General features: G+C 68.2%; 24 protein-coding genes. 10 read left to right on the forward strand and 14 right to left on the reverse strand.

Annotation, left to right across the window (positions count from 1 at the left end; genetic code table 11):
• Positions 1-6: 6 nt before the first annotated feature.
• The 7 genes from ACIBG5_RS19145 to ACIBG5_RS19175 all read right to left on the reverse strand — a co-directional run bounded on the left by ACIBG5_RS19145 (position 7) and on the right by ACIBG5_RS19175 (position 6,897).
• Positions 7-807, reverse strand: a complete 801-nt coding sequence (locus ACIBG5_RS19145; RefSeq protein WP_396392812.1) for a DeoR/GlpR family DNA-binding transcription regulator — start codon at positions 805-807, stop codon at positions 7-9.
• On the reverse strand, positions 804-1,421 hold the full coding sequence (locus ACIBG5_RS19150) for a histidine phosphatase family protein (RefSeq protein WP_396392813.1): 618 nt from the start codon (positions 1,419-1,421) through the stop codon (positions 804-806). The genes ACIBG5_RS19145 and ACIBG5_RS19150 overlap by 4 nt, the downstream gene beginning before the upstream one ends.
• Positions 1,418-2,791 (reverse strand): FGGY-family carbohydrate kinase, encoded by a 1,374-nt coding sequence (locus ACIBG5_RS19155; protein WP_396392814.1) that lies wholly within the window; start codon positions 2,789-2,791, stop codon positions 1,418-1,420. Before ACIBG5_RS19155 ends, ACIBG5_RS19150 begins: the two co-directional genes overlap by 4 nt.
• A 183-nt stretch (positions 2,792-2,974) precedes the next feature.
• The gene (locus ACIBG5_RS19160) at positions 2,975-3,208 is read right to left on the reverse strand and encodes a hypothetical protein (protein ID WP_360445576.1); all 234 of its coding nucleotides are present in this window, start codon (positions 3,206-3,208) and stop codon (positions 2,975-2,977) included.
• Between the two features lie 260 nt (positions 3,209-3,468).
• Entirely contained in the window at positions 3,469-3,795 is a 327-nt protein-coding gene (locus ACIBG5_RS19165) for an excalibur calcium-binding domain-containing protein (protein WP_396392815.1), read from the reverse strand.
• Positions 3,796-3,935: 140 nt separating this feature from the next.
• Positions 3,936-6,578 (reverse strand): hypothetical protein, encoded by a 2,643-nt coding sequence (locus ACIBG5_RS19170; RefSeq protein WP_396392816.1) that lies wholly within the window; start codon positions 6,576-6,578, stop codon positions 3,936-3,938.
• Between the two features lie 76 nt (positions 6,579-6,654).
• Positions 6,655-6,897 (reverse strand): hypothetical protein, encoded by a 243-nt coding sequence (locus ACIBG5_RS19175; protein ID WP_396392817.1) that lies wholly within the window; start codon positions 6,895-6,897, stop codon positions 6,655-6,657.
• 127 nt (positions 6,898-7,024) lie between these two features.
• Here ACIBG5_RS19175 and ACIBG5_RS19180 point away from each other — a divergent pair, with 127 nt between their 5' ends.
• Positions 7,025-8,452, forward strand: a complete 1,428-nt coding sequence (locus ACIBG5_RS19180; protein WP_396392818.1) for a family 43 glycosylhydrolase — start codon at positions 7,025-7,027, stop codon at positions 8,450-8,452.
• On the opposite strand, the gene ACIBG5_RS19185 is transcribed toward ACIBG5_RS19180, so the two are convergent.
• A complete protein-coding gene (locus ACIBG5_RS19185) occupies positions 8,449-8,940 on the reverse strand; it encodes a DinB family protein (protein WP_396392819.1) in 492 nt (163 codons plus the stop codon). The two genes, ACIBG5_RS19180 and ACIBG5_RS19185, sit on opposite strands and share 4 nt — an antisense overlap.
• A gap of 73 nt (positions 8,941-9,013) precedes the next feature.
• Here ACIBG5_RS19185 and ACIBG5_RS19190 point away from each other — a divergent pair, with 73 nt between their 5' ends.
• Complete coding sequence (locus ACIBG5_RS19190; RefSeq protein ID WP_396392820.1) at positions 9,014-9,664, forward strand: alpha/beta hydrolase; 651 nt, start codon at positions 9,014-9,016, stop codon at positions 9,662-9,664.
• Positions 9,665-9,668: 4 nt separating this feature from the next.
• Here ACIBG5_RS19190 and ACIBG5_RS19195 read toward each other — a convergent pair whose 3' ends face one another.
• Positions 9,669-10,505, reverse strand: coding sequence for a phosphotransferase (locus ACIBG5_RS19195; protein ID WP_396392821.1), 837 nt, complete (start codon positions 10,503-10,505; stop codon positions 9,669-9,671).
• Between the two features lie 60 nt (positions 10,506-10,565).
• Between ACIBG5_RS19195 and ACIBG5_RS19200 the strand changes: the two genes are divergently transcribed.
• The 5 genes from ACIBG5_RS19200 (at position 10,566) to ACIBG5_RS19220 (ending at position 14,267) form a co-directional block, all read left to right on the forward strand.
• A complete protein-coding gene (locus ACIBG5_RS19200) occupies positions 10,566-11,603 on the forward strand; it encodes a phosphotransferase enzyme family protein (protein ID WP_396392822.1) in 1,038 nt (345 codons plus the stop codon).
• Between the two features lie 110 nt (positions 11,604-11,713).
• Positions 11,714-12,040 (forward strand): YciI family protein, encoded by a 327-nt coding sequence (locus ACIBG5_RS19205; RefSeq protein ID WP_360445558.1) that lies wholly within the window; start codon positions 11,714-11,716, stop codon positions 12,038-12,040.
• Positions 12,037-13,200, forward strand: a complete 1,164-nt coding sequence (locus tag ACIBG5_RS19210) for an RNA polymerase sigma factor (protein WP_396392823.1) — start codon at positions 12,037-12,039, stop codon at positions 13,198-13,200. Before ACIBG5_RS19205 ends, ACIBG5_RS19210 begins: the two co-directional genes overlap by 4 nt.
• A gap of 42 nt (positions 13,201-13,242) precedes the next feature.
• Positions 13,243-13,815, forward strand: coding sequence for a YceI family protein (locus ACIBG5_RS19215; RefSeq protein WP_396392824.1), 573 nt, complete (start codon positions 13,243-13,245; stop codon positions 13,813-13,815).
• On the forward strand, positions 13,812-14,267 hold the full coding sequence (locus ACIBG5_RS19220; RefSeq protein WP_396392825.1) for an ester cyclase: 456 nt from the start codon (positions 13,812-13,814) through the stop codon (positions 14,265-14,267). The genes ACIBG5_RS19215 and ACIBG5_RS19220 overlap by 4 nt, the downstream gene beginning before the upstream one ends.
• 292 nt (positions 14,268-14,559) lie before the next feature.
• Here the strand turns inward: ACIBG5_RS19220 and ACIBG5_RS19225 are convergent, their stop codons facing one another.
• Genes ACIBG5_RS19225 through ACIBG5_RS19240 form a run of 4 tightly spaced genes read right to left on the reverse strand, consistent with a single transcriptional unit; the run spans position 14,560 to position 21,447 of the window.
• On the reverse strand, positions 14,560-18,396 hold the full coding sequence (locus ACIBG5_RS19225) for a hypothetical protein (RefSeq protein ID WP_396392826.1): 3,837 nt from the start codon (positions 18,394-18,396) through the stop codon (positions 14,560-14,562).
• Between the two features lie 2 nt (positions 18,397-18,398).
• Positions 18,399-19,226, reverse strand: a complete 828-nt coding sequence (locus ACIBG5_RS19230) for a carbohydrate ABC transporter permease (protein WP_360456407.1) — start codon at positions 19,224-19,226, stop codon at positions 18,399-18,401.
• Positions 19,223-20,164 carry a sugar ABC transporter permease gene (locus ACIBG5_RS19235; RefSeq protein WP_360456404.1) on the reverse strand — a complete coding sequence of 314 codons (942 nt, stop codon included), beginning with the start codon at positions 20,162-20,164 and terminating at the stop codon, positions 19,223-19,225. The genes ACIBG5_RS19230 and ACIBG5_RS19235 overlap by 4 nt, the downstream gene beginning before the upstream one ends.
• Positions 20,161-21,447, reverse strand: a complete 1,287-nt coding sequence (locus ACIBG5_RS19240) for an ABC transporter substrate-binding protein (protein ID WP_396392827.1) — start codon at positions 21,445-21,447, stop codon at positions 20,161-20,163. Before ACIBG5_RS19240 ends, ACIBG5_RS19235 begins: the two co-directional genes overlap by 4 nt.
• A 210-nt stretch (positions 21,448-21,657) precedes the next feature.
• Here ACIBG5_RS19240 and ACIBG5_RS19245 point away from each other — a divergent pair, with 210 nt between their 5' ends.
• The 3 genes from ACIBG5_RS19245 (at position 21,658) to ACIBG5_RS19255 (ending at position 23,371) form a co-directional block, all read left to right on the forward strand.
• Positions 21,658-21,828, forward strand: coding sequence for a hypothetical protein (locus tag ACIBG5_RS19245; RefSeq protein WP_396392828.1), 171 nt, complete (start codon positions 21,658-21,660; stop codon positions 21,826-21,828).
• On the forward strand, positions 21,825-22,547 hold the full coding sequence (locus ACIBG5_RS19250; protein WP_396392829.1) for a hypothetical protein: 723 nt from the start codon (positions 21,825-21,827) through the stop codon (positions 22,545-22,547). The genes ACIBG5_RS19245 and ACIBG5_RS19250 overlap by 4 nt, the downstream gene beginning before the upstream one ends.
• 128 nt (positions 22,548-22,675) lie before the next feature.
• Positions 22,676-23,371 (forward strand): hypothetical protein, encoded by a 696-nt coding sequence (locus ACIBG5_RS19255; RefSeq protein ID WP_396392830.1) that lies wholly within the window; start codon positions 22,676-22,678, stop codon positions 23,369-23,371.
• On the opposite strand, the gene ACIBG5_RS19260 is transcribed toward ACIBG5_RS19255, so the two are convergent.
• On the reverse strand, positions 23,368-24,105 hold the full coding sequence (locus ACIBG5_RS19260) for an ArsR/SmtB family transcription factor (RefSeq protein WP_396392831.1): 738 nt from the start codon (positions 24,103-24,105) through the stop codon (positions 23,368-23,370). The two genes, ACIBG5_RS19255 and ACIBG5_RS19260, sit on opposite strands and share 4 nt — an antisense overlap.
• Between the last annotated feature and the right edge of the window lie 42 nt (positions 24,106-24,147).

Below are 24,147 nucleotides of genomic sequence, written 5' to 3' on the forward strand. Positions count from 1 at the left end.
CCCCTCCTAGAGTTTGGCGACCTCCACGGTCGCGCCGTTGTCGCGCAGTGGCTGGATCAGGTCGTCCGGGGTCTTCTCGTCGACGACCACGACGTCGAAGTCGGTGAGTGGCGCGAGCCGGTGCAGGGCGGTGCGCTGGAGCTTGCCGTGGTCGACCAGCAGGACCTTGGTCCTGGCCGACCGCAGCATCGCTCGCTTCACCAGGACGATCTCCTCCTCCTGGTGGAACGCGTGCGTCGGCGACACCGCCGACACCGAGCAGAACAGCAGGTCTGTGTGCAGCGCCTCGACCGCCTCCGCGCACGGCATCCCGCCGAACGAGTCGTGGGTCGCGGAGTACAGGCCGCCGAGAGCGAGCAGGGTGACGTCGCGCAGCTCGGTCAGCCTGCTGATCGCGGGCAGGAAGTTCGTTGCCACGGTCAACGGAGTGATGTCCTCGAACAGCTCGACCAGGGCGAGCGCGCTGGTCGAGTCGTCGAGCATCACCGACATACCGGGCTCGATCATCGCGCGGGCGTGCCGGGCCAGCGCGGCCTTCTCGGCGGTCGCGGTGTTCAGCCGGTATGCGACGTTGCTCTCGAAGACGCTGGTCGGCTGCGCGCTGACGCCGCCGCGGTACTTGCGCACGACGCCCTGCCGCTCGAGCTCGTCCAGGTCGCGGTGCACCGTCATCACGCTCACCCCGAACGCCTCGACCAGGTCGTTGGCCGAGACCGAGCCGTGCTTCACGACGTACGCCGCGATCTCGGCCTGCCGGCGGGCGGGCCGGCTCAGTTCGGTGGTGTCACCGTCGACATCGGATGTCATGCCAGGGTCTCCATTCGGACAGCAGGAACGTTGTACGCCTCGAGACCCACTGTGCCGTCCTGCCAGCGGAAACGCACCAGCGCCGCGGGACCGAGCGCAGGTAGCAGTCTGCGGTACTCGCTCAACGGCAGTCCGAGCACCCGGCACACCAGCAACCGGATGAGCGTGTTGTGCGCCAGCACCAGCACCTTGCGGCCTTCGTGCTGCTTACCGATCTGATGGAAAACCTCGTGCACCCGGTCCGCCGCCTCGGCCGGATCCTCGCCGCCGGGGAAGTGATCCTTGACCGGGTCCAGCTCGAACGCCTTGGCGACGACCGGCGGAAGTTCGCTGAGCATCTTGCCCTCGGCCGACCCGAAGTCGACCTCGCGCAGCCGGGCGTCCACGGTCGGCTCGAGACCGAGAGCCTCGGCGATCGGCGCGATCGTCTGCCGGGCGCGCAGCATCGGGGACGACCACAGAGCGTCCGGCGCGTAGTCGGACGCCCACTCCTTGAGCAACCGCGCCTGCTGAACGCCGACCTCGTCGATCGGCAGGTCCGTCGACCCGGTATAGCGGTTGCCGTGGTGCCATTCGGTCCGGCCGTGCCGGGCCAGAACGATCGTGGTCCTCATCCGCGGTACCCCCGCCAGTCCAGCTCGGCGACGAACTCGCCGTACAACGTGTCGAGGGGTTGCGGTCGCGGCTCGAGGACGCGCTCGACCCGGACCATCCGGCCGGCCGTTTCGGTCAGCGAGCCGCCGGCCGAGGCCGCGAGGACCGCCATCCCGTACGCCGGGTCCGGGGCCGCCGGGAGTTCGACGGGTACGCCGAGGACGTCGGCACGAAGCTGGTTCCAGTAGCCGCTGCGGATGGCGCCGCCGGTGAGAGAGACGGAACGAACAGGCTCGGCGCCGAGGCCGACCAGGTGCTCGAAGGCGAGTCGTTCGATGAAGGCCACGCCCTGGAGGACGGCGGCGTACGTCCGCAGCTTGCCAGAGACGTCGCCGAGGGTGAACCGCTCGGCCTGCGGCGCTACGAACGGGAACCGCTCACCGGTCTTGGTCAGCGGGTAGATGACCGCATCGATCGGGCCCAGCTCACGCGCGGCCTGGTCGAAGGCGTCGAGATCCTCGCCGGGCAGCAGTTCGGTCAAGACGCCCGCGCCGGTGCTCGATGCGCCACCGGGGAGCCAGCCGCCGTCCGGGTGGCGGTGGCTGTAGACCGCGCCGGTCGGGTCGTCGAGGAGGTCCTTGCTGACGCCCTTGAGGACGAGCGTCGTACCGAGGACCGAGTTCCAGGCGCCGGGGGCGAGTGCGCCGGCGGCGATCTGGGCCGCGCAGCCGTCGGTCATGCCGGCGTAGACGGGGACGCCGGCCGAAGTGCGGCCGAGTTCGGCGCCCGGGAGCACGACCTCGGGGAAGGCGGACAGGGGCAGGCCGAGTTTGTCGAAGGCCGCGGCCGGCCAGGTGCCGGCGACCAGGTCATAACCGGTCTTGAGGGCATGGCTCGTGTCGGTGGCGACCGGGTGACCGACCAGGTGTGCTGCCACGAAGTCGGCGCTGTGGACGATGCGGTGGTCGGCGAGGTCGTAACCGTCAGCGACCAGCGAGAGGATCTTGGGGAGCGCCCAGGTGGGCTGCATCGAGGTAGCCCAGCGCTCCGGGTCCGCGTCCACGATCTGGACCCGACGGTCGGCCGCGCGGGCGTCGTCGTACATCAGAGCAGGCGTCACCGGGCGGCCGGAACGGTCGGTCAGGAGGACAGTGCCGGAGGTGGAACAGATCGCGATGCCGGCCAAATGGTCCGCGTGCGGAGCGACTTCGGCGATGCTGGAGTCGACGGCGTCGAGCCAGCTCTGCGGGTCCTGCTCGTGCCGGACACCGTCGCGATGGCTGGTCAGCGGCCGGGCCGCGCGGGCCAGGACAGTACCGTCGGAGTCGGCCAGTACTGCGCGCACGCTCTGCGTGCCGAGGTCGACGCCGATCCAGGCCGGTCCTGCCACGTGCCGCCTCCCGACTGAGTGTTATTTACGCTGATAACATAACATCAGAAGACGATAAGAGAACGCCAGCCCTCCGTCCGATCCCGGCCACACCTGCCCGGAACGCACCGCGGCTCCCGCATCTGGGAAGCATGCGGGAGCCGGTCCTCCAGTCGGCTGCGCCTGGCCAGGAGGAGGTAGCTGTCAGGAGTGCATCAGGACGAGGGCCGGGTCGACAGTGGCCAGCTCGAGGCGGCCGGCGTCGATGGCTCCGTAGGCGCCGATCGGACCGCGGGACGGACGGCCGCTGCGGTTGAGCCAGAAGCCCCAGCCGGCCGGCGCGTCCGGCCACTCCGGGTCGGGCTCCCAGCCCGGCGGCGGACGCCAGGTGTCACTCGGCGGCTCGGGCCACTCAGGTGGCGGATTGAATCGGTGCACGGGCGGTCCTTCCCAGTTCCCCAGCGCGATGGACCCCAGCGATCCCTTGCTCACAAACTGTCTGACTGATCAACGACCTGGCGCGCCGGTGGTTACGACTAAGTTTTTGTAAAGTTTCGGCGCACAGCCACCCATGAGATCACCGCTGCGGAGCAGCAGGCAACCGTCCGCTCACCAGCCGGACTGCACGTGCATCAGCACCGGCGATCGTTGCCTTGTCCACAGCACACCCCTGGTTATCCACAAGCAACGCGGCGTGATCACTCGCACGCGACGCCATCGTGATCCCGGTCGAGATGCGACGCATAGCCGGGATCCCCGGTGTACAAGGGCGCTTTGCCCGCGGCCCGGACCTCCGAGCAGTTCGCGTAGTACACGTCGGCGGGTGGTGCTGTCGTCCGCTTCGGCTTGGCGGTCTGGGTCGACCGCACCAACGGCGCCGGAGCACTGACCGTTGCCTGCGGCGCCTTCACCGTCACGGTCCTGGCCGGCAGCGGCGGCAGCGTGACCGTTGCCGTCGGCCCGGGAACGGTCTGCTGCACGGTGACAGTCGCCGTCGCGGTCGGCCCGGCCACGGTCGCCGTCACGGTCGTGCGGGGCGCCGGCGGAGCAGCCGGGCGGTGGTTGCCAGTCGGGTGCCGGTGGTGCCGGCCACCCCGGCGGTGAATTGAATGTTGACATGGTGAGTTCCCCCTCGGGGGTTACATCCAGTCACAGTGACGGAGTGTTACAGGTCGTCGAGGCGGTCGCGGACCCGGTGGTGGTCGGTCAGGGATTGGGTCAGGGCGTAGCCGAGCGCCCGGTAGGCCTCGAAGTCCCATTCGTCGTAGAACTGGTCGTTGGTGGTCCGCCGCGGGAAGTCGGCGTGCTCGACGGCGTACTGCTCGACGTCCCAGTCCAGCGCCCCGGCCAGGAGCGCCTTCACGAAGAAGATCTCGGTCTTGTACGGCGACTGCTCGCCGTCCTTCACCGGGTGCGTCGCGATGCCGTAGGCCCAGGCCCGGTCGGCCCGCGGCTTCGACCCGCGGATCATCGGCGACGGATCGATGTCGATCCGGATCCCGTGGTCCATCCGCGCGGTCGCGATCGCCTCGGCCAGCGCGGTGAACCGGTCCTCGGCGTCGTTCGACGCGTCGATCACGATCACCTGGGCCGGCTCGCGGCGCAGCGCCTCGACCAGGCCGAGGTTGTCGTAGTGGCCGCCGTCGGTGACGTAGATCCGCCGGTCGTACATCGACGGCGACCCGATCGCCTCCCGCAGCAGCCGGTACGGTCCGGGCTTGTCGATCACGCTGCCGACGTACCGCCGTACCTTCGGGACGATGCCGTGAACCTCGGGGAATGCGGGTTCCGACCCGTTGTTCCAGTACGGGTTCGGCAGCCATACGCCCAGACGCGCGTTGAGGACGGCGAGCAGCAGCCGGACCGGCCTGGTCCGCGCGTTCACGCGGCCGGTGAGCGGGCTCAGCGCGGCACCACTGATCGCCATCGCGGCCGGGACCGTCACCTCCCGCGTCAGTACGTCGGCCTCCCGCTCGTAGTCCGCGGTCTGCCGCCGGCCGCCGTCCGGCAGCGACCGGTCCCCGATGATCCCGATCTGCTCGGGATCGAACACGAACGGCACGCAGTCGCGCTGGGTCGGTACGAAGTCCGCATCGTCGACGTTCGCCACGCCCGCGATGACCAGCTGCGGCCCGCCGTTCGGCGGCGTCGCCCAGTCGGAGAACCGCAACCTCATGTGGTAGTCGAGCGCGACCGCGGCGCCGTTGTCCTGCCGCTTCACCAGGAACGCGCGCGACAACCGCTCCCGGTAGAAGGAGTGCAGCGAGGTCCGGTTCGCGTCGGTGAGCACCTTGATCGCGACCGCGATCGCGGCCAGGATCAGCGCGACGCTCCAGTCGGACTGGTAGGAGCTGTCGATCGCGTAACCACCGGTCCAGCGCAGCAGCACGATGATCGCGGACACCACGATGATGGCGCTGGCCAACCACGGCGCGAGCTTGGTCCGCGCGAACGCGAGCAGCCGTGCGCGCATCCCGGTCGCCGCCTTTGCATCGACCGCGAGCCCGTTCCACACCGACTTGCCGAGCCCGATCAGGACGAGGACCAACGCAGTGAACGACGCCACACCTTGTTTCGTGGGGTCGACCAACGACAGCAGGGCGGACGGCAGGCTCGAGTCGCCGGGGAGTTTCCCCAGCAGATAAAGGCCTCCCGGTACGCCGAGCAGTAGTACGGCGACCGGGACGCCGTACCAGAGGGTGACGTTGCCGATTGTGGTCAGCACCCGCCGGATCACGTCGGGCATCCTGGCCCAGCGGTCCCAGACCTTCTCCACCACGAACATCGCGGCGCTGATCGCCAGCAGGGCGACCGAGAGCCCGATGAAATGCCAGGAGCCGTGCGGGCGCAGGTCGACGTGGATCTCGGTATATCCGGCCACGACCACTTGCTGGTCGGCCAGGAACCAGCCGAGCACCCAGGCGATCGCGCGCAGCGTGATCCCGATCAGCAGCAGGTTGACGACGAGTCCGAACAGCACCGAAAGCGCGGCCCGGAACATCGCGCGACCGCCCTGCAGGAGATAGCGGGTCTGCCGGCGCAGCCGGGCGAGCTCGGGCGAGCTCGGCGAGAAGGGATCGGTGCAGAACTTGCGGAGGATGTGGAACGCGGCCGCCATGTAGCCGCCACCGCTGACCCCGATCACGGTCGACGCCTTGTCGTACAACCCCTTCTCCCGCAGGAGTTGCAGCGCGCCGAGGCAGAACGACGCCGACCGGATGCCGCCGCCCGAGCAGGTGATCACGAGCCGGCCCGCGTCCTTGCTTTCCTCCTTGATCGCCTTGAACGTCACCGGTGGTTCGAGCTGGACGCCGTACAGCTTCCGTTGCCCGAAGCGACTGGTCGCGAAGTAGCAGACGGCGAGGACGAGCGCCCCGGCCAGGCCGACCGCCCGCATCAGCCAGGTCAGCCAGCCCGTCGACAGATCCACGCAGGGGCTCGTCGGACCGAACTCGGTCCACAGCCGGATGTCCTCGACGACGTCCAGCGCCGCCGCACCGAAGACGAGCCACGAACCGATGGCCGCGATCTGCTTCCAGGACTGGCGATCGAGGAACTTGACGTACGTGTAGGCCTGGAACGCCGCGTAGGCGTAGGCCATGATGAACGTCGCATCGACCAGCAACGACAGCCGGGCCGGGATCTCACAGCCGAGCGGCGAGCCGGCCGCGTCGTGGACGGCGTCGCGCATCGGCCACTGGACCACGGCGAGCACGACCGCCAGTTGCAGGGTTCCGGTGAAGGTCCGGCGCCGGCCGATCTGCTCGATCGTGGCGTCGCCTTTGGTGCCTGCCGATTCCCCGAGCATCGCCCCATGATGCCGTGCCGTCACCCGCCCGGCCAGAGCTGCGGCCGAGTAGTCGCGAGCCTTTTGACCTCATGCCCTAGGCGGCTGCTGTTCGGGACCGGGTCTCGCTGATGCGGCGCGGGAGCGTGCCTGCGGCAACCGCTTGGTCGAGGACCGCGAGCTGGGCGCACGCGGCCGTGATCGCCTCCGCCTGAGTGCGGCAGCCGTCGGCGTACCAGAACGGGTCGTCCGGCTGCCGGTCGTCGGCGTCGTCGATGTCGGCGTACCAGCAGTCGCGGCCCTGACATCGGTAGTGCACGACCCGAACCTTCAGCTTCATGCCGGGTACGACGCCCGCCCCGTGCGGCCGGTTCCGGTGGGTGGTATTCGATGGTGGTGGGAAGGGTTTACAACGTTGGTAAAGACGGCATAGAACTACCGACAGGTCCACTTGGAAGAGGTGTGACATGAGGTTCCTCCGCCCCGTCCTCTGCACCATGCTCGCCGTCCTGCTGACCGGCGGCCTGGCCACCACCGCTCCAGCCGCCGAACGACAGGAGAGCGTGGTGGCGTCACAGAACTTCCGGAATCCGGTGAACCCGTCGGCGGATCCGTCGCTGATGTTCTACAACGGCAAGTACTACGTCGCGACCACGCGCGGCGACCGGATCGGGATCTGGTCGTCACCGAGCCTGGCGACGCTGCTGGTCCAGCCGGAGCAGGTGGTGTGGCGGGACACCGACACCAGCCGCAACACGCAGATGTGGGCGCCGGCGTTCCGGCATGTCGGCGGGCGCTGGTACATCTACTACACCGCGTCCGACGGGGTCGACACGAACCACCGGATGTACGTGCTCGAGTCCACCGGTGACGATCCGCTCGGGCCGTACAACTTCAAGGCGAAGATCGCGGACTTCGGCGAGTACGCGATCGACGGCGAGCCGATCACGGTGAACGGGCAGCAGTACTTCGTCTGGACCGGGCCCGGCCGCGGGCAGGGTGGGCCGGCGCAGCTCTACATCGTCCGGATGAGCAACCCGTGGACGTCTACCGGCGCGCGAGTGGCGATCCCGGCGGACGGCGGGTGCAGCGAGGTCCGAGAGGGGCCGACTCCGCTGTACGGCGCCGCGCGGACCTTCCTCACGTACTCGACCTGCGACACCGGCAAGCCGGACTACCAACTGTGGATGAAGAGCATCGCGAACGGCGCCGACCCGATGGTCGCGTCGAACTGGGTGCAGCACGCCGGGCCGATCTTCTCCCGCAACGACCAGACCGGGGTCTGGGGTCCGGGTCATCACTCGTTCTTCACGTCGCCCGACGGTACGCAGGACTGGATTGCGTACCACGGTAAGAACACCAGCACCTACACGTATTCCTTCCGGACCACGCGCGTACAGAAGATCAGCTGGAACACCGACGGCACGCCGAACCTCGGGCAGCCGCTGGCTGCTGGTGCGACTCAGACCTTGCCGTCGGGTGATCCGGGCTCGTCGAACTACTGGATCAACGACTTCGACACCGGGACCGGGCTCAACCAGGTCGAGTACGCCGGTAACTGGAACTCTGGCTCCGGGTGCGGCAACCAATGCTTCTGGGGCAACGACCATTGGAGCGGCGAACGAGACGCGTCCGCCACCATCCGCTTCACCGGCACCAAAGCCGCCCTCCTCAGCGTCGTCGACACCGGCAACGGGATCGCCGGCATCTCCGTCGACGGAGGTCCGGAACAACGGATCGACTACTACAGCTCGATCCGCGTCGGCGAACAACTCATCTACACCACGCCGACCCTCCCGGCCGGCCCGCACACCCTGAAGGTCCGGGTCACCGGCGACAAGAACCCAGCCTCCGGCAGCACCGTCATCAGCCTCGACCGCATCGAGGTGTACTAGTAGCCGGTGGTGCCGTCGATCAGTTCTCGGAGGGCGTCCAGATGGCCTAGGTGGCGGGCGGTTTCTTCGAGGAGATGGGTGATGATCCAGCGCAAAGAGACGAGATCCAGGCCTTCGGGCGCCCAGGCTTCCAGCTCGTCGAACTCGTGACCGGCGACGATCTCGCGGGACCGGGCGCACTGCTCGTCGTACTCGTCCAGCAGTTCATCGAGTGAGGCGTCGGGCGGTTGCGGGAGCTCGAGAGGGTCTTGGACAGCCAACTCACGCGCACCCAGGAAGCTGGTCTCGAACCAGGACAGCTCCACCCAGCGCAGGTGCGCGACCAGCGTCTTCACAGTCATCCGGGGCGACGACGGCAGTACGGCGAGTCGAGCCTGCTCGTCCGTCAGGCCGGCGCACTTCAGCCTGACCGTGGCACGCTGCACATCCAGCCAGCCGGTCAGCATCGTGCGTTCGTCAGCCGCGGCGGGCGGGAATCGGCGAGTCACCGGGTCAGCGTAGCCACGCTGTGATCTCTCCCAGGACTAGGTTGGTTGAGAGCCGCTACCAACCAGGAGGCGCATGATGCCGGAAGAGTTCGTCACCGAGAGGTTCGAGTACGACGGTGGTCGGCAGGCCACGGCGTACGTCCCGTCCGAAACGCCCCAGGCGGTCGTGTACGCCGGCGACGGTCAGCTGATCTCTCAGTGGGGCGCGTTCCTCAACGAGGCGGCCGACGTACCGCCGACGATGATCGTCGCCGCACACCGCCTGGACGACGAGATGGAGCGGCTCTACGAGTACTCACCGGGTTTTGACGCGCAACGGTTCGCGGCTCACGAGGCGTTCTTCGTCGAGGACCTCCGCGACTGGGCGAAGTCACGCTTCGGCGTCGCCCTGCCCGCCGAACGTACGGCGGTCTTCGGTGTCTCGGCCAGCGGCGAACTGGCACTCGCCATCGGACTTCGCCATCCCGACATCTACGGCGCGATCTTCAGCGCGTCGCCCGGCGGCGGCTACAAGCCGCCCGGCGACATGCAGACCTCACTGCCACGCACGTACCTCGTCGCCGGGACGGAAGAGCCGTTCTTCCAGGAGAACGCGGCCCGCTGGGCGGACGCGCTGCGCGATGCAAAGGCTGACGTCGTCATGACCGAGCGGGCCGGAGGGCACGGTGACCCGTTCTGGCGGGACGAGTTCCCGCTGATGGCGGCCTGGGCGTTCGGACAGTGAGGCCTTAACGCCCCAACCGGATCACTGCGTCCTGGAGGAATGCGTCGCGGCGGTGAGTCGGGGCTCCGTCCAGCTCGGTGGGGGTGTTGAGGGCGGCCACGGCGTCCCAGTAGGCGACGTCGCTCGCCTTGGTGCCGGTTGCGCGTTGCCAGCCGTCGAGGACGTGATCGGACGCAGCTGGTCCGAAGGTGATCGCGACCTGCTTGCGGAGCTCGCACAGGTCGACGCCCGGTGAGCCGACGCCTGCGGTCTTCCAATCGATGAGTGCCGCGACCTCATCACCGGACCAAATCAGGTTGCCGGGCCAGACGTCGCCGTGGAGAAACACGTTCTCCTCTGGCGGGCTGTCGATCGCCGTGACCAGTTCGTCGGCCGCCTTCAGGAGCGGTGTCGTCGGCATCCGGCCCCAGCGGCGGTCACTGGCGAAGTCGTCCACAGCAATCGGCCGCGGGCGGAACGGCAGGTCGTCGCTTGGAGGCATCTCGAAGGTATGCACGCGAGCGAGCGCGGCACCGGCGGCACGCAGCCGTTCAACGGACGGAGTCGGCCATGCCGTCGTACCTGGGACGAGGGTCTCGAGCGTCGTCGGTGCGTCGCCCTGGAGGTCGGCGCCAACCAGGCGCGGCGCAGGGAGCCCATGCCGTTCGGCCACCTCCAGCGCAGCGGCTGCGGTGGCAACCATCGCGGCGTCGATCCGCGGAGTCGGTGCCCGCAGTACGAAGTCCGCCGTACGACCGCGGTGGTCGATGCTCAGCCGCCACGGCCCCTGGCCATCGTGGAGAGCCCGTACGTCGACGATCCTGGCACCTGAGCCGACCGCTGCGGCCGCCCAGTCCAGCATGCGAGTGTCACTTTCCCTCATGCCGGAGTCTACCGTCGGCCGCGTGAGAGAGTGGAGCTCATGCGCGAGCCGTCAAGACTCACGGGCGAGCAGATGGTGGCCGACACGTTGATCGTTGCCTATGGCATGCAGCCGGCCCAGATCACCAGGATCGCTGCTGGGACGGCGACGTTGAACTTCCACATCACCGATCACGAGGGTGATCAGTGGTTCGCCAAGGTCTACCGCGACCGCGCGGCCCTGCAGAACGAACGGGCTGCGGTGGAACTGGCCGAGTTCGCCCGAGCCGGAGGCGTTCCGGTGCCGGGCGTACGTCGTACCCGTGCCGGCGAACTGATCGAAGACGCGGGTCCGTTGCCGATGTCCCTCTGGGAGTACGTCGCCGATGCCGAGACTGCCGAAGGCGGCCTCACCGGCGGGCGGTGGCAGGCGGTCGGCGCCGTACTCGGCCGGCTTCACCGCCGCCTCGCCGAGCACCCGGCGGCCGCGCCCACGGTGCGCCCTGCGGCCGGGCTGAAGGACGCGGATCGGTCCCGGGCGCGGTTCGACTGGCTGATCACGGAGTACAGCCGACGCGGAACACTCAGCCCCTTCGAGGAGTGGGCGTTGGATGCCGCGAAGCAGCGGCGGGGACTACTGCACAAGGTCGATGCGATCCTGGCGCGCCTGCCCAAGCTCACCGAGCAGGTCGTCCACGGCGACCTCGCCTCACCGAACCTGATGCTGCGCGGCGACGACGTAGCAGCCGTGATCGACTTCATGCCGCCGACTCCCCGCTACGTCTCCTGGGAGGTCGCCCGCATCGGCTGCGACCCCCGGACCATCCTCCTCGGCGACCAATGGATCACCGGCCTGCCCGACCTCCTCGCGGCCTACCGAGACGAACACCCTGCCGCCCGCGCAGAGGACCTGACCTCCACAGTCGCCGTCGGCTGCGCCTACACCCTCGCCTCGACCTACCCGCTGGCCGAACCCCTGGACGACCCAACCGCAGTCACCCCCTCCCTGAAGACCTACGCCCAAGCCCGCCACCAAGCAGCCCTAACCCTCCTGTCCCACCTCACCGACACCCAAGACCTCCTCCACGACCAGACCTAGCCGAAACCCGCTGGCAACCCAGCCGGTCCGCTGCCAGGCGCAGTAGGTCGTGTCGCATTTCTGGGCGTTCGTTCGTCAGGGGGGTGAGAGACGACTGTCTGGAGGTTGTGATGCAGTACGCCCTGATTGTTTACAACGAGGCTGAGTACGACGCGGCGCCGCCGGACGAGGTGCATGCGGAGTACTCCGAACTGGCCCATGACTCCCGTTTCGTCGACATGGCGCAGTTGGCGCCGGCAGCGACGGCGACGAGTGTGCGGGTGGCCGGTGGGCGGACGCTCACGACCGACGGCCCGTTCGCGGACACCAAGGAGGTGCTCGGCGGATTCTGCGTGATCGAGGCGGCCAACCTGGACGACGCGATCGAGCTCGCGGCCCGGATCCCCGCCGCCCGGCTCGGCGGTGGCGTGGAGATCAGGCCGGTGGTACGCCGTTGAGCACGCTCGAGGACGTGTTCCGCGAGCAGTGGAGCCGGGTGCTGGCCTCGCTGGTCGGGTTCCTCGGTGACTTCGACAAGGCCGAGGAGGCCGTCCAGGAGGCGTTCGTCATCGCGGCGCACCGCTGGCCGACGGAAGGTACGCCGTCCAGCCCGGCGGCGTGGCTGACGACCACGGCGCGCAACCGCGCGATCGACCGGATCCGCCGGGAACGCACCCTGGCCGAGAAGATCCACCGGCTACCAGTACCCGAGGCCGTCATGGACGAGTTCGACGACACCGTGATCAAGGACGAACGGCTCGAGCTGATCTTCACCTGCTGCCATCCGGCTCTTCCGCTCGAAGGCCAGGTGGCGCTCACGTTGCGTGCCCTCGGCGGCCTGCAGACCGCCGAGATCGCCCGGGCGTTCCTGGTCTCCGAGGAGACCATGAAGCGCCGCCTGACCCGAGCCAAGAACAAGATCAAGGCGGCCGGCATCCCGTTCGCGGTCCCCGCCGCACACCTGCTGCCGGACCGCCTCGATGCTGTGCTGGCCGTCATCTACCTGATCTACAACGAGGGCTACAGCGGCCGCGTCGACCTCGGCGCCGAGGCCATCAGCCTGGGGCAGGTGCTCACCGCGCTGATGCCGGATGAGCCGGAGGCACACGGGCTGCTCGCGCTGATGATGATCCACCACGCCCGGCGCCGAGCCCGCTTCTCCGGTGAGGATCTCGTACTGCTCGACGACCAGGACCGCTCACTCTGGGACAGGCCTCAACTCGCAGCGGGCCGCGCCCTGCTCGACCGGGCGATCGCGTTGGGCGGCCGCGGTCCGTACGTCGTACAGGCCGCGATCGCATCCCTCCAGACGCGGGAGCAGATCGACTGGCCCCAGGTCGCCAAGTTGTATCGGCGCCTGGTCGAACTCACCAGTTCCCTCGTGGTCGAGCTGAACTACGCCGTTGCGGTCGCGCAGGCCGGTGACCCGGCCAAGGCGCTGCGCACGGTCGACCGCCTCGAGTTGGACGGCTACCTCTACTTCCACTCGACCCGTGGCGAGTTGCTTCGGCGTCTCCACCGCGACGCCGAGGCCAGAGCGTCGTACCGGCGCGCGCTCGATCTGGCCACCACGACACCGGAACGACGGTTCCTGGCCCGGCAGCTCGAACGACTCTGATCCGAGCTGTCCCCAGGGCGATCGTTCGTTCGTCACCTGGGTATGAGCGACCAACTTTCCAACCTTGCCCACGAACTGATCCCGGGGTATCTGCCCGGCACCTGGACAGCCGACCCGGCACATTCCGAGATCGCCTTCTCCGCCCGCCACCTGATGGTCACCAAGGTCCGCGGCCGGTTCACGACGTACGACGTCACGATCGTCACCGGCGAGGATCCGCGGGACTCGTCGGTCACCGCGACGATCGACCTCGCGTCCCTGGAGACCGGCTACGAACCGCGGGACAACCACCTCCGGACCGCGGACTACCTCGAGGTCGAGAAGTACCCGACGATGACGTACCGCTCCACCGGCGTCCGTCCGTCCGACGACGGCTGGATCATCGACGGTGAGCTGACGGTGCACGACGTCACCCGTCCCGTACCGCTCGCCGTGGAGGTGAACGGGTTCACCGCGGACCCGTTCGGCGGACAGCGGGCCGGCTTCTCGGCGACCACGCAGATCAACCGGCGCGACTTCGGCATGACCAACACCATCCCGATGGACGGCGGCGGCGTCGTGGTCGGCGACAAGGTGTCGATCACCCTCGAGATCCAGGCAGTCCTGCAGAAATGACCATCCAGGAGAACCCCATGTCAGCAACCACGGAAACCACCAAGGCAGTCTTCGCCCGCCTGCACGAAGCGATGAACAGCGCCGATCCCGACTTCGTCGCGAAGACCATCGACGAACTCTTCGACCCGGACGTCGAGCTCGGCACTCCCCTGCCGATCGAAACCACCGGCGTCGAGGCCGTGAAGCACGTCTGGTCCCTGCTCCTGCACGCCTTCCCCGACCTCGACGTTCACGTCGAGGACGTGATCGCAGAAGGCGACAAGCTCGTCTGCCGCAATACCGTCACCGGCACTCACGAGGGCGAGTTCATGGGCATCGCCCCCACCGGAAAACGCATCACCTACAAGGAAATCATGATCATCCGCGTCACCGGCGGCCGAATCTCCAAAACCTGGGGCGTAGTAGACACGCTCTCCCAGCTACGCCAACTGGGCGCCATCCCCACCCCCTGACCAGGCGGCCCGCAAGCCGCGGCTCGCCGCCCGGCTTGCGGGCGCACGCCCGCGTCCTGCGCGATGGTGATCCACAACGGGAGCACCGCAGGCATCTACTGGGTGGCAACCACCCCCACCAACCGCAACCGGGGCCTCGGCACCCTCGTCACCACCGCAGTCGCCCGCCTGGCTTGGAGTACGGCGCCAAAGCCGTCGTACTCCAAGCCACCGACTCAGGCACCCCCGTCCACCGCCGAATGGGCTTCTCCCCCTTCACCACCTACCACCGCTTCCTCCTCCCAGCTCCGGTCTAGCTGGTGGTTAGGGTTATTGGGCCGTGGAGGCCGGAGGATTTTTGGGTGGGGAAGATGAAGTGGGTGGGGCTGGTGGCGTTCAGGTGGGGGGCGAGGGTGTTGAAGACTTCGATCGTGAGGGTGTGGGAGCCGGCGGTGGCGGGCAGGTTGTAGGTGTAGGGGGTGCAGAAGCGGGTGCCTACGGAGACGCCGTCGAGGAGGACCTCGGCGGTGCCGCGGACACGGCCTAGGTCGAGCTGGAGATCGCGGGTTTCGGGGATGTGCAGTTCGCGGGTGTAGCGGACGCCGCCGGAGTACTCCGACAGGCCCTGGTCTTCCCAGTTGCCGAGGGACATGCGGCCGGGTCCGACGTGGGCTCGGATGGGTCCGGCGAGGGCGGCGCCGGCTTCGAAGCCGGGTTGGGTGAGGACAGAGAGCCAGCCGACGCGCGATCCGGCAGGTACGGCGACGTCCAGGTGATCGGTGCCTGCAGGTGCGGCGACGTCCAGGTCGCCGGTGCCGGTGGGGTCGGTGGCGGACGGCTGGCCGGTGGGGTCGGTGGCGGACGGTTGGCCGGTGGTGGTGAGTTCGGTGCCGTCGACCATGAGGACTGCTTCGCCGACCACGTCGAGCTCGAGCCGGAGCGTGCCTGGTGGGAGATCGAAGCGCAGGTGTTCGATGCGCTCCGAAGCCGACCGCGGTACGGCGAACGTCACGGGCACGACCGCGCACGACTCGAGAGCAGCCGTCGGGGTGCCGTCGAGCCAGGAAGCGGCGGGCAACGGGTGCGGTCGGCGGGTCAGGTAGAGGTCGGCCAGAGCACGGTGTTGCGGCCGGCGCCGGACGGTTGGTACGACGGCATCCGCGACCTCAGCCTTCCAATCGTGGTCGCTGATGGCCAGGCCGTCGACGAGGATCGGGGTCGGCTGAGTGACCTCGACGGCGATCGTATTGGCCCCCGGGTGCAGCGCCGACGAAACGTCGTACCGGCGGACTCGCGGCGTTGTGCGTTCGTACGGCATGAACCCGCCCTGCCGCCCGACCTCCGCACCATTGACGAAGAGCTTCGCTGAACCCCATGCGGTCAGGGTCAGCTCGGAGCACTCTCCCGGTACGACGGTTGTGGTGTAGCGGATCGCGGTGCCGGGTTCCGACGGCTCGGCGACGGCGATCCAATCCGGGCGGCGGTACGACGTGATGTCGCGGACGAAGGCGACATTCGCGCGGAGGTGGAGATCCACCTCGGGAGTCAGCCGGAGCTCGAGGTGATGTGGACCGGCGGCGAGGCTGACGGCGCCCGACGCGAAGTGACCGCCGAAGTCGGTGATCGGTACGAGACTGCCGTCGATCAGGAGCTCCTTGGCCGCGGCGGCGCCGACGACGATCGTGGTCTCGAGGGCGTCCACCGCGAACGTGGCGGTGAAGGTCACGGTGTCGCACGCGGACACGGTGCCGAAGTCGAGGAAGTCCTCGGGGACGTGGCCTTTCGGACCGAGCGCGTGATGGTGGATCGGGTCCTTGTGGATGCCGAGCCTCTCGGAGTACTCGATCGGCCGGCCGTCGATCAGGCCGTGCGGCCCGAACGTCGCGTGGGCCGGGCGCCAGTCGTCGGAGCCCTCGACACGGTGCTCGAGTGCCCACCACTCGACCACGGAACCCGAGGACGGCGAGGCCGGCCAGGCGAAGTCGCCCCACCTGTTGTCGAGCGTCGGGATCAGCGCCACGTCCCAATCACCCTCCAAGGTCTCTACCTCCCGCACCACCGGGACCTCGAGAGACGGCGATGCGTTGCCTGCGGCAAACACCAGCAGGGCCGCGGGACCGGCGTCGAATGGTACGACGACCTCGGTCAGGTCGCCGACAGACTTGTAGGCAAGGGCTCGAGGCTCACCACCAAACGGATCCACAAGCAGCGGTGGTCCCGGTACGTCGCGAACCTGTACGACGACCTCGCTGCGATAGCGTTCAGGATCGAACGTGTAGCCGACACTGGCCCATTCATGACTGATCCCGCGCCCGACCGGCGGTCCCGCGATCTCCGTCGCACTCCATTCCGTCGGCGTGACGAACACGACCAACGAGCCGTCGACCTCGCGAGCCAGAACCGGTACGTCGGCCTCGACCCGTCGCTGCAACCTCCCAAGCTCCTCGGGGACCTCGGCGGCCGCGGAGACGAGCACGACGCCCTCCGGCAAGCCGGGCGGAACGGTGCCGACAGCAACCACCAACCCACCGGCAAGGACGAACTCGGAGAGTCGTCCCGCCACTTCGCCCTCGAGCACAGTTGCCGCAGGCAACACCACTGCAGCGTAGGACTCGTCGGCAACGCACAACCGCGGATGGGCAGCGCCGCGTACCTCTGCGCCTGCCAACGATTCGTCGTCGATCACGTCGGCGTCGATCCGCGCCCGGTCGAGCACGCCGGGCACCGGCGAGAACCAGGTGGCGTCACCGATCAGCTCGCGATAGGTCTCCTGCGCACGCAGAGCAGCTGGCCCAGGGCCGCTCAACGAGGTGTCGGATTGAGCGGTTGTTGTGGGGAAGAGCACAGCGACATCGCACACATGCCGCCCCAGCGACAGCGCGGCGCACAACCGCGTCACCGCGTCGGCGAAGGACTTGTGATGGCGCCAGTACGGCTGGCGCCAATCCGTTGCCGGCGGCGCCCATTCCCACCACCCGGCGCGCGTCGTGTAGTAGACGGCGTGCGGGTTGTAGAGCGTCGCCCCGGTCCGCAACCACGGCAGCAACCAGTCGAACGTCTCCTCCAGCGTTCCGCCCCACCCGGTGGAGTGGAACGCCTCGATCCACGTCCGCGGCCGGTCGTACAGATGCGCCAACGACGAGTGGATCCGCGCATCCCCGTGATGATCGGACCCCGGCGCGCTGAACCACCGGTGCGTCCGCGCATAGTCGGCGTACAACTCCACGCCCTCGACCGGACGCCCGGCCCGCGCCGGATCCTGCTGGTCGCACCCGACGATCAGCCCGTGCTTCTCGTGCCACTCGTGCAGCGGCCGGAAGAACGCCTCCTCCGCGAGCGAAGCCCGCAACGCGTGATAGTCCCGCCGTACGCGAGCACCATCCGGTACGTCGAGATCCCACACAGCGGCCAGATGGTCGCGAACGTCGTACCCGTAGCGCGCGACGAACCGTTCGGCGAAGTCGGCAGACCAGGTCGGCACGGATGGCAGTTCGTCCTGGAACGAGCCCACGACCACCTGGCCGAGGCGATCCCCCAACCGTCGTTCGAATTCCCCGTGCACCTGGTCGAGCAACGCGGCACACGCGGAAGGACTGAGGTAGTCGAATCCGTGATCCGTCTCGTAGAACAAGGACAGGCGTGACTCGGAAGAAGCCTCGCACTCGACACCGCCATCGACGACTGGCACAGACTCCGAGCCGAGCACAGCCGCCAGAACGCGACCCCCGGCGGGGCAACGGAGTACCAACCGACCAGTGCCAGTCACGGTCAGCCGGTGCAGACGGCGACCCGCGAAGGCAGGCTGCCGAGCTACCAGTCGCGCCTGGATGTCCGCGCCGGAGAAGCCCAGCTGGTCGTAGAACCACAACGACACCCCGAGCTCCGAAGCGTCGTCGCAGACGCCGAGGAAGATCTCCCACCACCGCTCGGAGAAGAACGGCGGGTCGTCGGCGTCGCACCCGTGGTCGGTCCCGGCCGGCGCCAGATTCATGACGACGAGCTGGTGCACGCCGCCTTCGACGAACCGCTCCAGCTGCCAGCGCAGCCGCGCCGGGTCGAGCGGTTCGCCGCTCCACCACCACAGCGGCGCAGGTGAGAAGGCCCTGGGCGGATCGGTGAGGATCGACGCCAGGCGCTCGGGGAGAGCCACAGTTATCCCTTCAGGCCACTGGAGAAGCCACGGATGACGTACCGCTGGAGGATCAGGAAGACGACCAGGATCGGCAGCGCCGCGAGAACGAGACCGGCCGCGACGAGCCCGTAGTCGGAGGTGTATTCGTTGACGAAGGCAAAGACCCGGACAGGGACGGTCTCCCGGCCCGAGCCGCCCAGATACAGCAGCGGGGTGAAGAAGTCGTTCCAGATGTGTACGGCGTTCAGGATCAGCACGGTCCCGGTGATCGGCCGAAGCAGCGGGAAGATCACATGCGCGAACGCCTGCAGATGCGAGGCCCCGTCGATCAACGCCGCGTTGGTGTAGTCGGCCGGCAGCGAGCGGATGAACCCGGTGTACAGGAACACCGTGAACGGCAACTGGATGCCCGTGTAGAACAGGATCATGCCCTGGTACGTTCCGAGCAGACCCATGTCGTTGACCAGCTGATACAGCGGGATCATCCCGAGCTGGAACGGCAGGATGATGCCGACCAGGAACAGGATGTAGAGGCTGTAGCTGAGCCGCGTGACGGTCCGGGCCAGGAAGTACGCCGCCAGCGACCCGAGAACGATCAGCACGATCACACTGGCAACAGTGATCAGCGTGCTGTGCAACAACGCCGATCCGAGCGACGCGGACTGCCATGCCTCACCGAAACTGCCGACCGACGGCGGCGAAGGCAGTGACAACGGCTTGTTCGCGATCTGCTGCGGATCCTTGAACGCCAGCGTCACCAGCGCGTAGACGGGGAACAGGAACGCGATCGCAACCGCGACCATGACGATCTCGAGCACGAACGTGCGGGGACGATAGCCGGTCCTCATGCCGCCGTCTCCCTCGATCGTAGGTACCCGATCTGGATGAACGACACCGCCGCGACGAAGATCGCCAGGACCAGCGCGACGGCCGTGCTGTAGCCGAACTTCCCGTACACGAAGGCCTGCTTGTACAGAACGGTCGACAACGTGTCCGTCGCGTACCCGGGCCCGCCGTTCGTCATCGCGATGATCTGGGTGAACAACGTCAGCCCACCCACCGTCGACAGCATCACGTTGATCGTCACCGCCGGCGCCAGCAGCGGCCAGGTGATGTGCCGGAACCGCGCGACCGTGCCGGCACCATCCACCATCGCGGACTCGTGCAACTCCTGCGGTACACCTTCCAGCCCGGCCAGGAAGATCACCATCGAGTACCCCGCGCATTGCCAGATCACCGTGAACGCGACCGACCAGATCGCGAGCGACGGGTTCCCGAGCCAGTCCTGCCGCAGGGCACCGAGCCCGATCGCGTTCAGGGCCGCATTGAGGCCCGCGTCCGGCGCCGGGTTGTAGACGTACTTCCACAGGAACGACACCATCACCGGGCTGACCACGACCGGCGCGAAGAAGATCACCCGCAACGCCATCCGGCTCTTGATGTTCGTGTGTACGCCGAGGGCGAGCAGCAGGCCGATCCCGTTCTGTACGACGACGATCGCGATGGTCAGCAACAACGTGTTCCGCAACGCCCCCAGCGCCTGGTCGTCGTGCACCAACTGCTTGAAGTTGTCCACGCCCACGAACGACCGTGCCTCGCCGACGCCGGACCAGTCGGTGAACGCCGATCCCGCGCCGACGATGCTCGGGTAGAGCATCACCAGCGCGTAGACGACCAGTGCCGGCGCTGCGAACAACCACGGCGGCGCGACCCCGCCGCCCCGCCGCCGCGGTGGTTTCGAGGCCTCCCGTCGTACCGGCGCGACCGGCGGAGCGGTGACGGTCATGCGGTCTTCCGGTAGGCCTCGTCCATCTTCTTCAGCGCGCCCTGGACCGTCGTCTTGCCGCCGAGGAGTTCCTGGACGACGGCGAAGTGGGTCGGCTGGACCTCGGCGTTCGGCCAGCGCTGGTCCATGAACGGCACGGCCTTGTTGTCCTTCAGGTACGGCAGGAACGACGTCAGCACCGGGTCGACCTTCGCGTCGCCGTCGGAGTACAGCGGAACGCAGGCGACCGCCTGGGACCAGGCGCTCACGACCTCCGGCTGCCCGCAGTACTCGATGAACTTCTTCGCCTGCTCGGCTTTCTTGCTCTTCGCGCTGACCGCGATGCCGACCACGATGCCGCCCGGGATCCAGTTGTCGGCCGCGACGTCGGTGGCCGGGAACGGGAACATGCCGAGGTCGTCCGGCGACGGCGACGCGTCCCGGAACGCCTGCAGCACCGCGGACACCTGCACGGCCATCGCGGCCTTGCCGGTGCCGACCATCGAGGTGGCCTGCTCGTACGTCGTCCCGTTCGGGTTGTCGTTGAAGAAGCCCTTCTTCTGCAACTCCAGGTACTTGTCCATCGCGTCGGCCCAGCCGGAGTCGCCGAACGACGCGTTGCCGGCGATCATCTTGTCGTCGAAGTCCGGGTTCTTCGCGTAGACCGTGCCGGGCACCAGCGCGTAGTCGATCAGCTGGGTGACCCACGGGGTCTGCGCGCCGAGTGCGATCGGGACGATGCCCTTCTTCTTCAGCTTGTCGCAGACGGTCAGCAGCTCCGACCAGGTCGTGGGTGGCTCGACGCCGGCGGCGGCGAACGCCTTCTTGTTGTAGATCGCGCCGAGCACGCTGGTGCCGGGCGAGAAGATGAAGGTCTTGCCGTCCTGCTGGAAGGCGCCTTTGAAGCCGTCCGGGATCTTCTGCGTCCAGGACTGGGCGCTGAGGTCGGTGAGCAGGTTCGCCTTGCTGAGCTGGACCATCGACATCGCGCTGCCGTTGCCCGGGTAGACCGCGTGCATGTCGGGCGCGTTGCCGGCCGCGAGCTGGGCCCGGAGCGCGGTCTGCAACTGGTCGGCGGGCGAGAACGAGAGGTTGAAGTCGAAGTCGGCGTTCGCCTTCTTGTAGTCGTCGAGCGCCTTGCGCAGGCCGGCCTCCTGGCTGCCGGCGCCGATCACCTTCAGCTGCCCGCCGGACGACGACGAGCCGCCGCCGTTGCCTCCGCAGGCCGCCAGTGTCCCGATTGCGGCGGCGCCTCCCATCAGGTGCAGGACACGCCGCCGGCTGACGGTCTGATCGAGTGCCATGAGTTCCTCCTGAGCGAGGCGAGAGCCGCCTCCGAAGTACCGCTGTGGGATGTGAAGTAATCGCGCATTCGTGTTACTTTTTTCACGCGGGACGCTACGGTCGCCCCGGAGGGGTGTCAAGGCCTCGTTGAAAGGATTCAGTCCGAGCCGGCGGGGAAACCGGATCACACGTTTTGGGTCCCTGCCCGGGTCGCCTGAGAAGATGAGGATGTGTCCGCGACCGCCTGCGCCCGACCGGTCAGCCCGCCGTACGCTCCGCGGCTGCCCGGACGCTGCAGCCTGCCCTCGAGCCGACTCTCCGGCAGCCTGCGGGTCCCGCCGTACGGCGCCCTCCTCGACGCCACCGAGCAGGCGCGGAACCGCGGATCGGTGGGCCGGTGAAACGTCCGATTCTGGTCATCGTTCTGCTGCTGATCACGGTCCTCGGGGCGGCCGGCGGCTACTTCGCCGGCGATCGCTGGGACATCCCGGCGGCGACGGCCTCCGGTGATGCGGCACCGCTCGGTCAGGTGACACCGGCCGGGCCGGCCCCGTCCCAGACACCGTCTGATCCCCCGTTGCCGGTCAAGACTCCGGTGCCGAACACGATCCCGCCGCTCGAGACCGATCTGAGCTTCCGGCGGCGTACGTTCACGGTCTCACCGAAGGACTACCAGTCGGTGCAGATGGCGATCGACGTACCGGACGGCTGGCACTTCAAGACGGACCCGAAGCGTCCGGCCGAGGTCAAGTACCTCGATCCGCGCAACGAGCGGGGTGTCCGAGTGGAGGCGAACCGCCCGCCGATCTCCACGAAGGACGCGCTGGACGGCCTCATCATCGACCTGAAGAAGAGCCTGCCGCCGCAGGACGACCTGCGGATCAAGTCCCAGACCACCGAGCAGATCGTGGGCGACGACGACCAGATGCGGACGGCCTCGACGCTGGTTTACACCTATATCCCGACCGACACCCTGCGCTACGTGATCGTCCGCTGGGTCTCGACCAACGGTGACGACCTGGCCAACGTGGAGATGAGCATCACCGGCCTGCCCGACGACTCGGCCGCGCTGGACGAGGTGCTGCTCCGGGCCACCCAGTCGGTTCGCGAGACCGGCTGAGCCGGTGCCATCGGAGGTCTGCTGCCCGGATGGGCAGCTTTTTCATGGAATCGTTACCGGGATGCCGCAACCTTGCGGCGGCCAGAAGTGTCATTGAAGTAGGGCTTCAAGTGGGAGGTGAGGCAGGCGTGGCTCGTCGGGGCACTGTTGGCGCCCTGCTGGGATCCGGGCTCGTGGTGATCACGGCGCTCGGAGGCGCGGGCGGATACGGGATCGGACTGCTGATCGGCGAGGCGCAGCCCGCGGTGGCGTCCGGCGCGGCGGCTCCGCTGGGGACTTCGGTGACACCCACGGCGCCGATGCGCACACCCAAGCCCGACAACAGGCCTGCGTTGCAGGCGGCCGACCTCAGCTACAGGACCCGGTCGTTCACCGCGGAGCTCGTGGTCAAGTCCCACGTCAGCGCCAAGGTGCCGTACAACTGGCGGATCACCCGGCCCGATCCACCCAACTACGCCCGGTTCACCGATCCGACCTCGAAGCGCTGGATCCGGATCGAGGCGGGCTTCACCATCAGCCGTCCCCCGGCGGCGTCGATGGCCGCGCGGATCAAGGACCTCAACGCGCTCGACAAGAACCAGTTGCTGAAGATCGTTTCCCAGCAGGTGGAGGACGACCAGGCAACGCTCGCCTACACGTACCTTCCGCCGGAGTCGCAGTCGTCCGAAGGGGTGATCCGGTACGTCATCGTCCGCTGGGTCGCCGACGACAGCGGCCTCTGTGCGATCGAGATGAGCTCGACCGGTCTCCCGCAGGACAAGGACGCGTTGCTGGACGTTCTCGACCACGCGTCGAAGAGCGTCGTACGCCGGGACACGCCCTAACCGAGTAGGTCGCGCAGAGCGTGCCGACCGGCATCCGTGAGGTCGACTGCTCGTTGGCGGGGCCTTCGGCGTACCCAGTCCTTTTCCAGCGTCGCGTTGGCGACCATCGCACCGAGGCGACCAGCCAGGTGATGTCGTTGCTCACTCCAGTCGACGCAGAACCTCAGCAACCGCCGGCCGGATGCCTTCTCCGACAGGTCGACACCCAGCTCGCCGAAGACCTCGGCAGCCGCAGGACCCAACGCGTACGGCCCATCCGGGAGCTGCTGCGCCAGCGGGTCCTCCGGCCGGCGGCCTGTGCCGGTTCCGCCATCGGTCCGCACCAGTGCCTCACGTCGTACCAAGCCTTCCAGCAGAGCAACGCCAAGCCGACCGGCCAGGTGGTCGTAGCAGGTGCGCGCCTCGCGGAGTGCCGCGGCGCGAGTGCTCTGCCGGAGCGAGTTGATCGGCTGCGGCTTGGCTATGCGTGCCACGGCTTCCACCGCCGCGGCCACCTCGGGACCGGCGAGCCGGTAGTACCTGTGCCGCCCGGAGCGCTCCATCTCCAGCAGACCGCCGTCCAGCAGCTTGTGGAGGTGTGAGCTGACCGTCTGCGGCGACACACCGGCCTCGGTCGCGAGCAGGGACGCGGGGAGCGCCCGGCCGTCCGCCAGCGCCATCAGCACCTTCGCCCGGGCCGGCTCAGCCAGCAGCGCGGCCGCGCGGGCCACATCAGCATCCCCGGTGAACTCCATGCCTCCATGCTCACACCGTCACACTTCGACGCAACCCGAAGT

Origin of the sequence: Kribbella sp. NPDC050241, from assembly GCF_044459685.1 — a bacterium.
Classification (GTDB): Bacteria; Actinomycetota; Actinomycetes; order Propionibacteriales; family Kribbellaceae; genus Kribbella.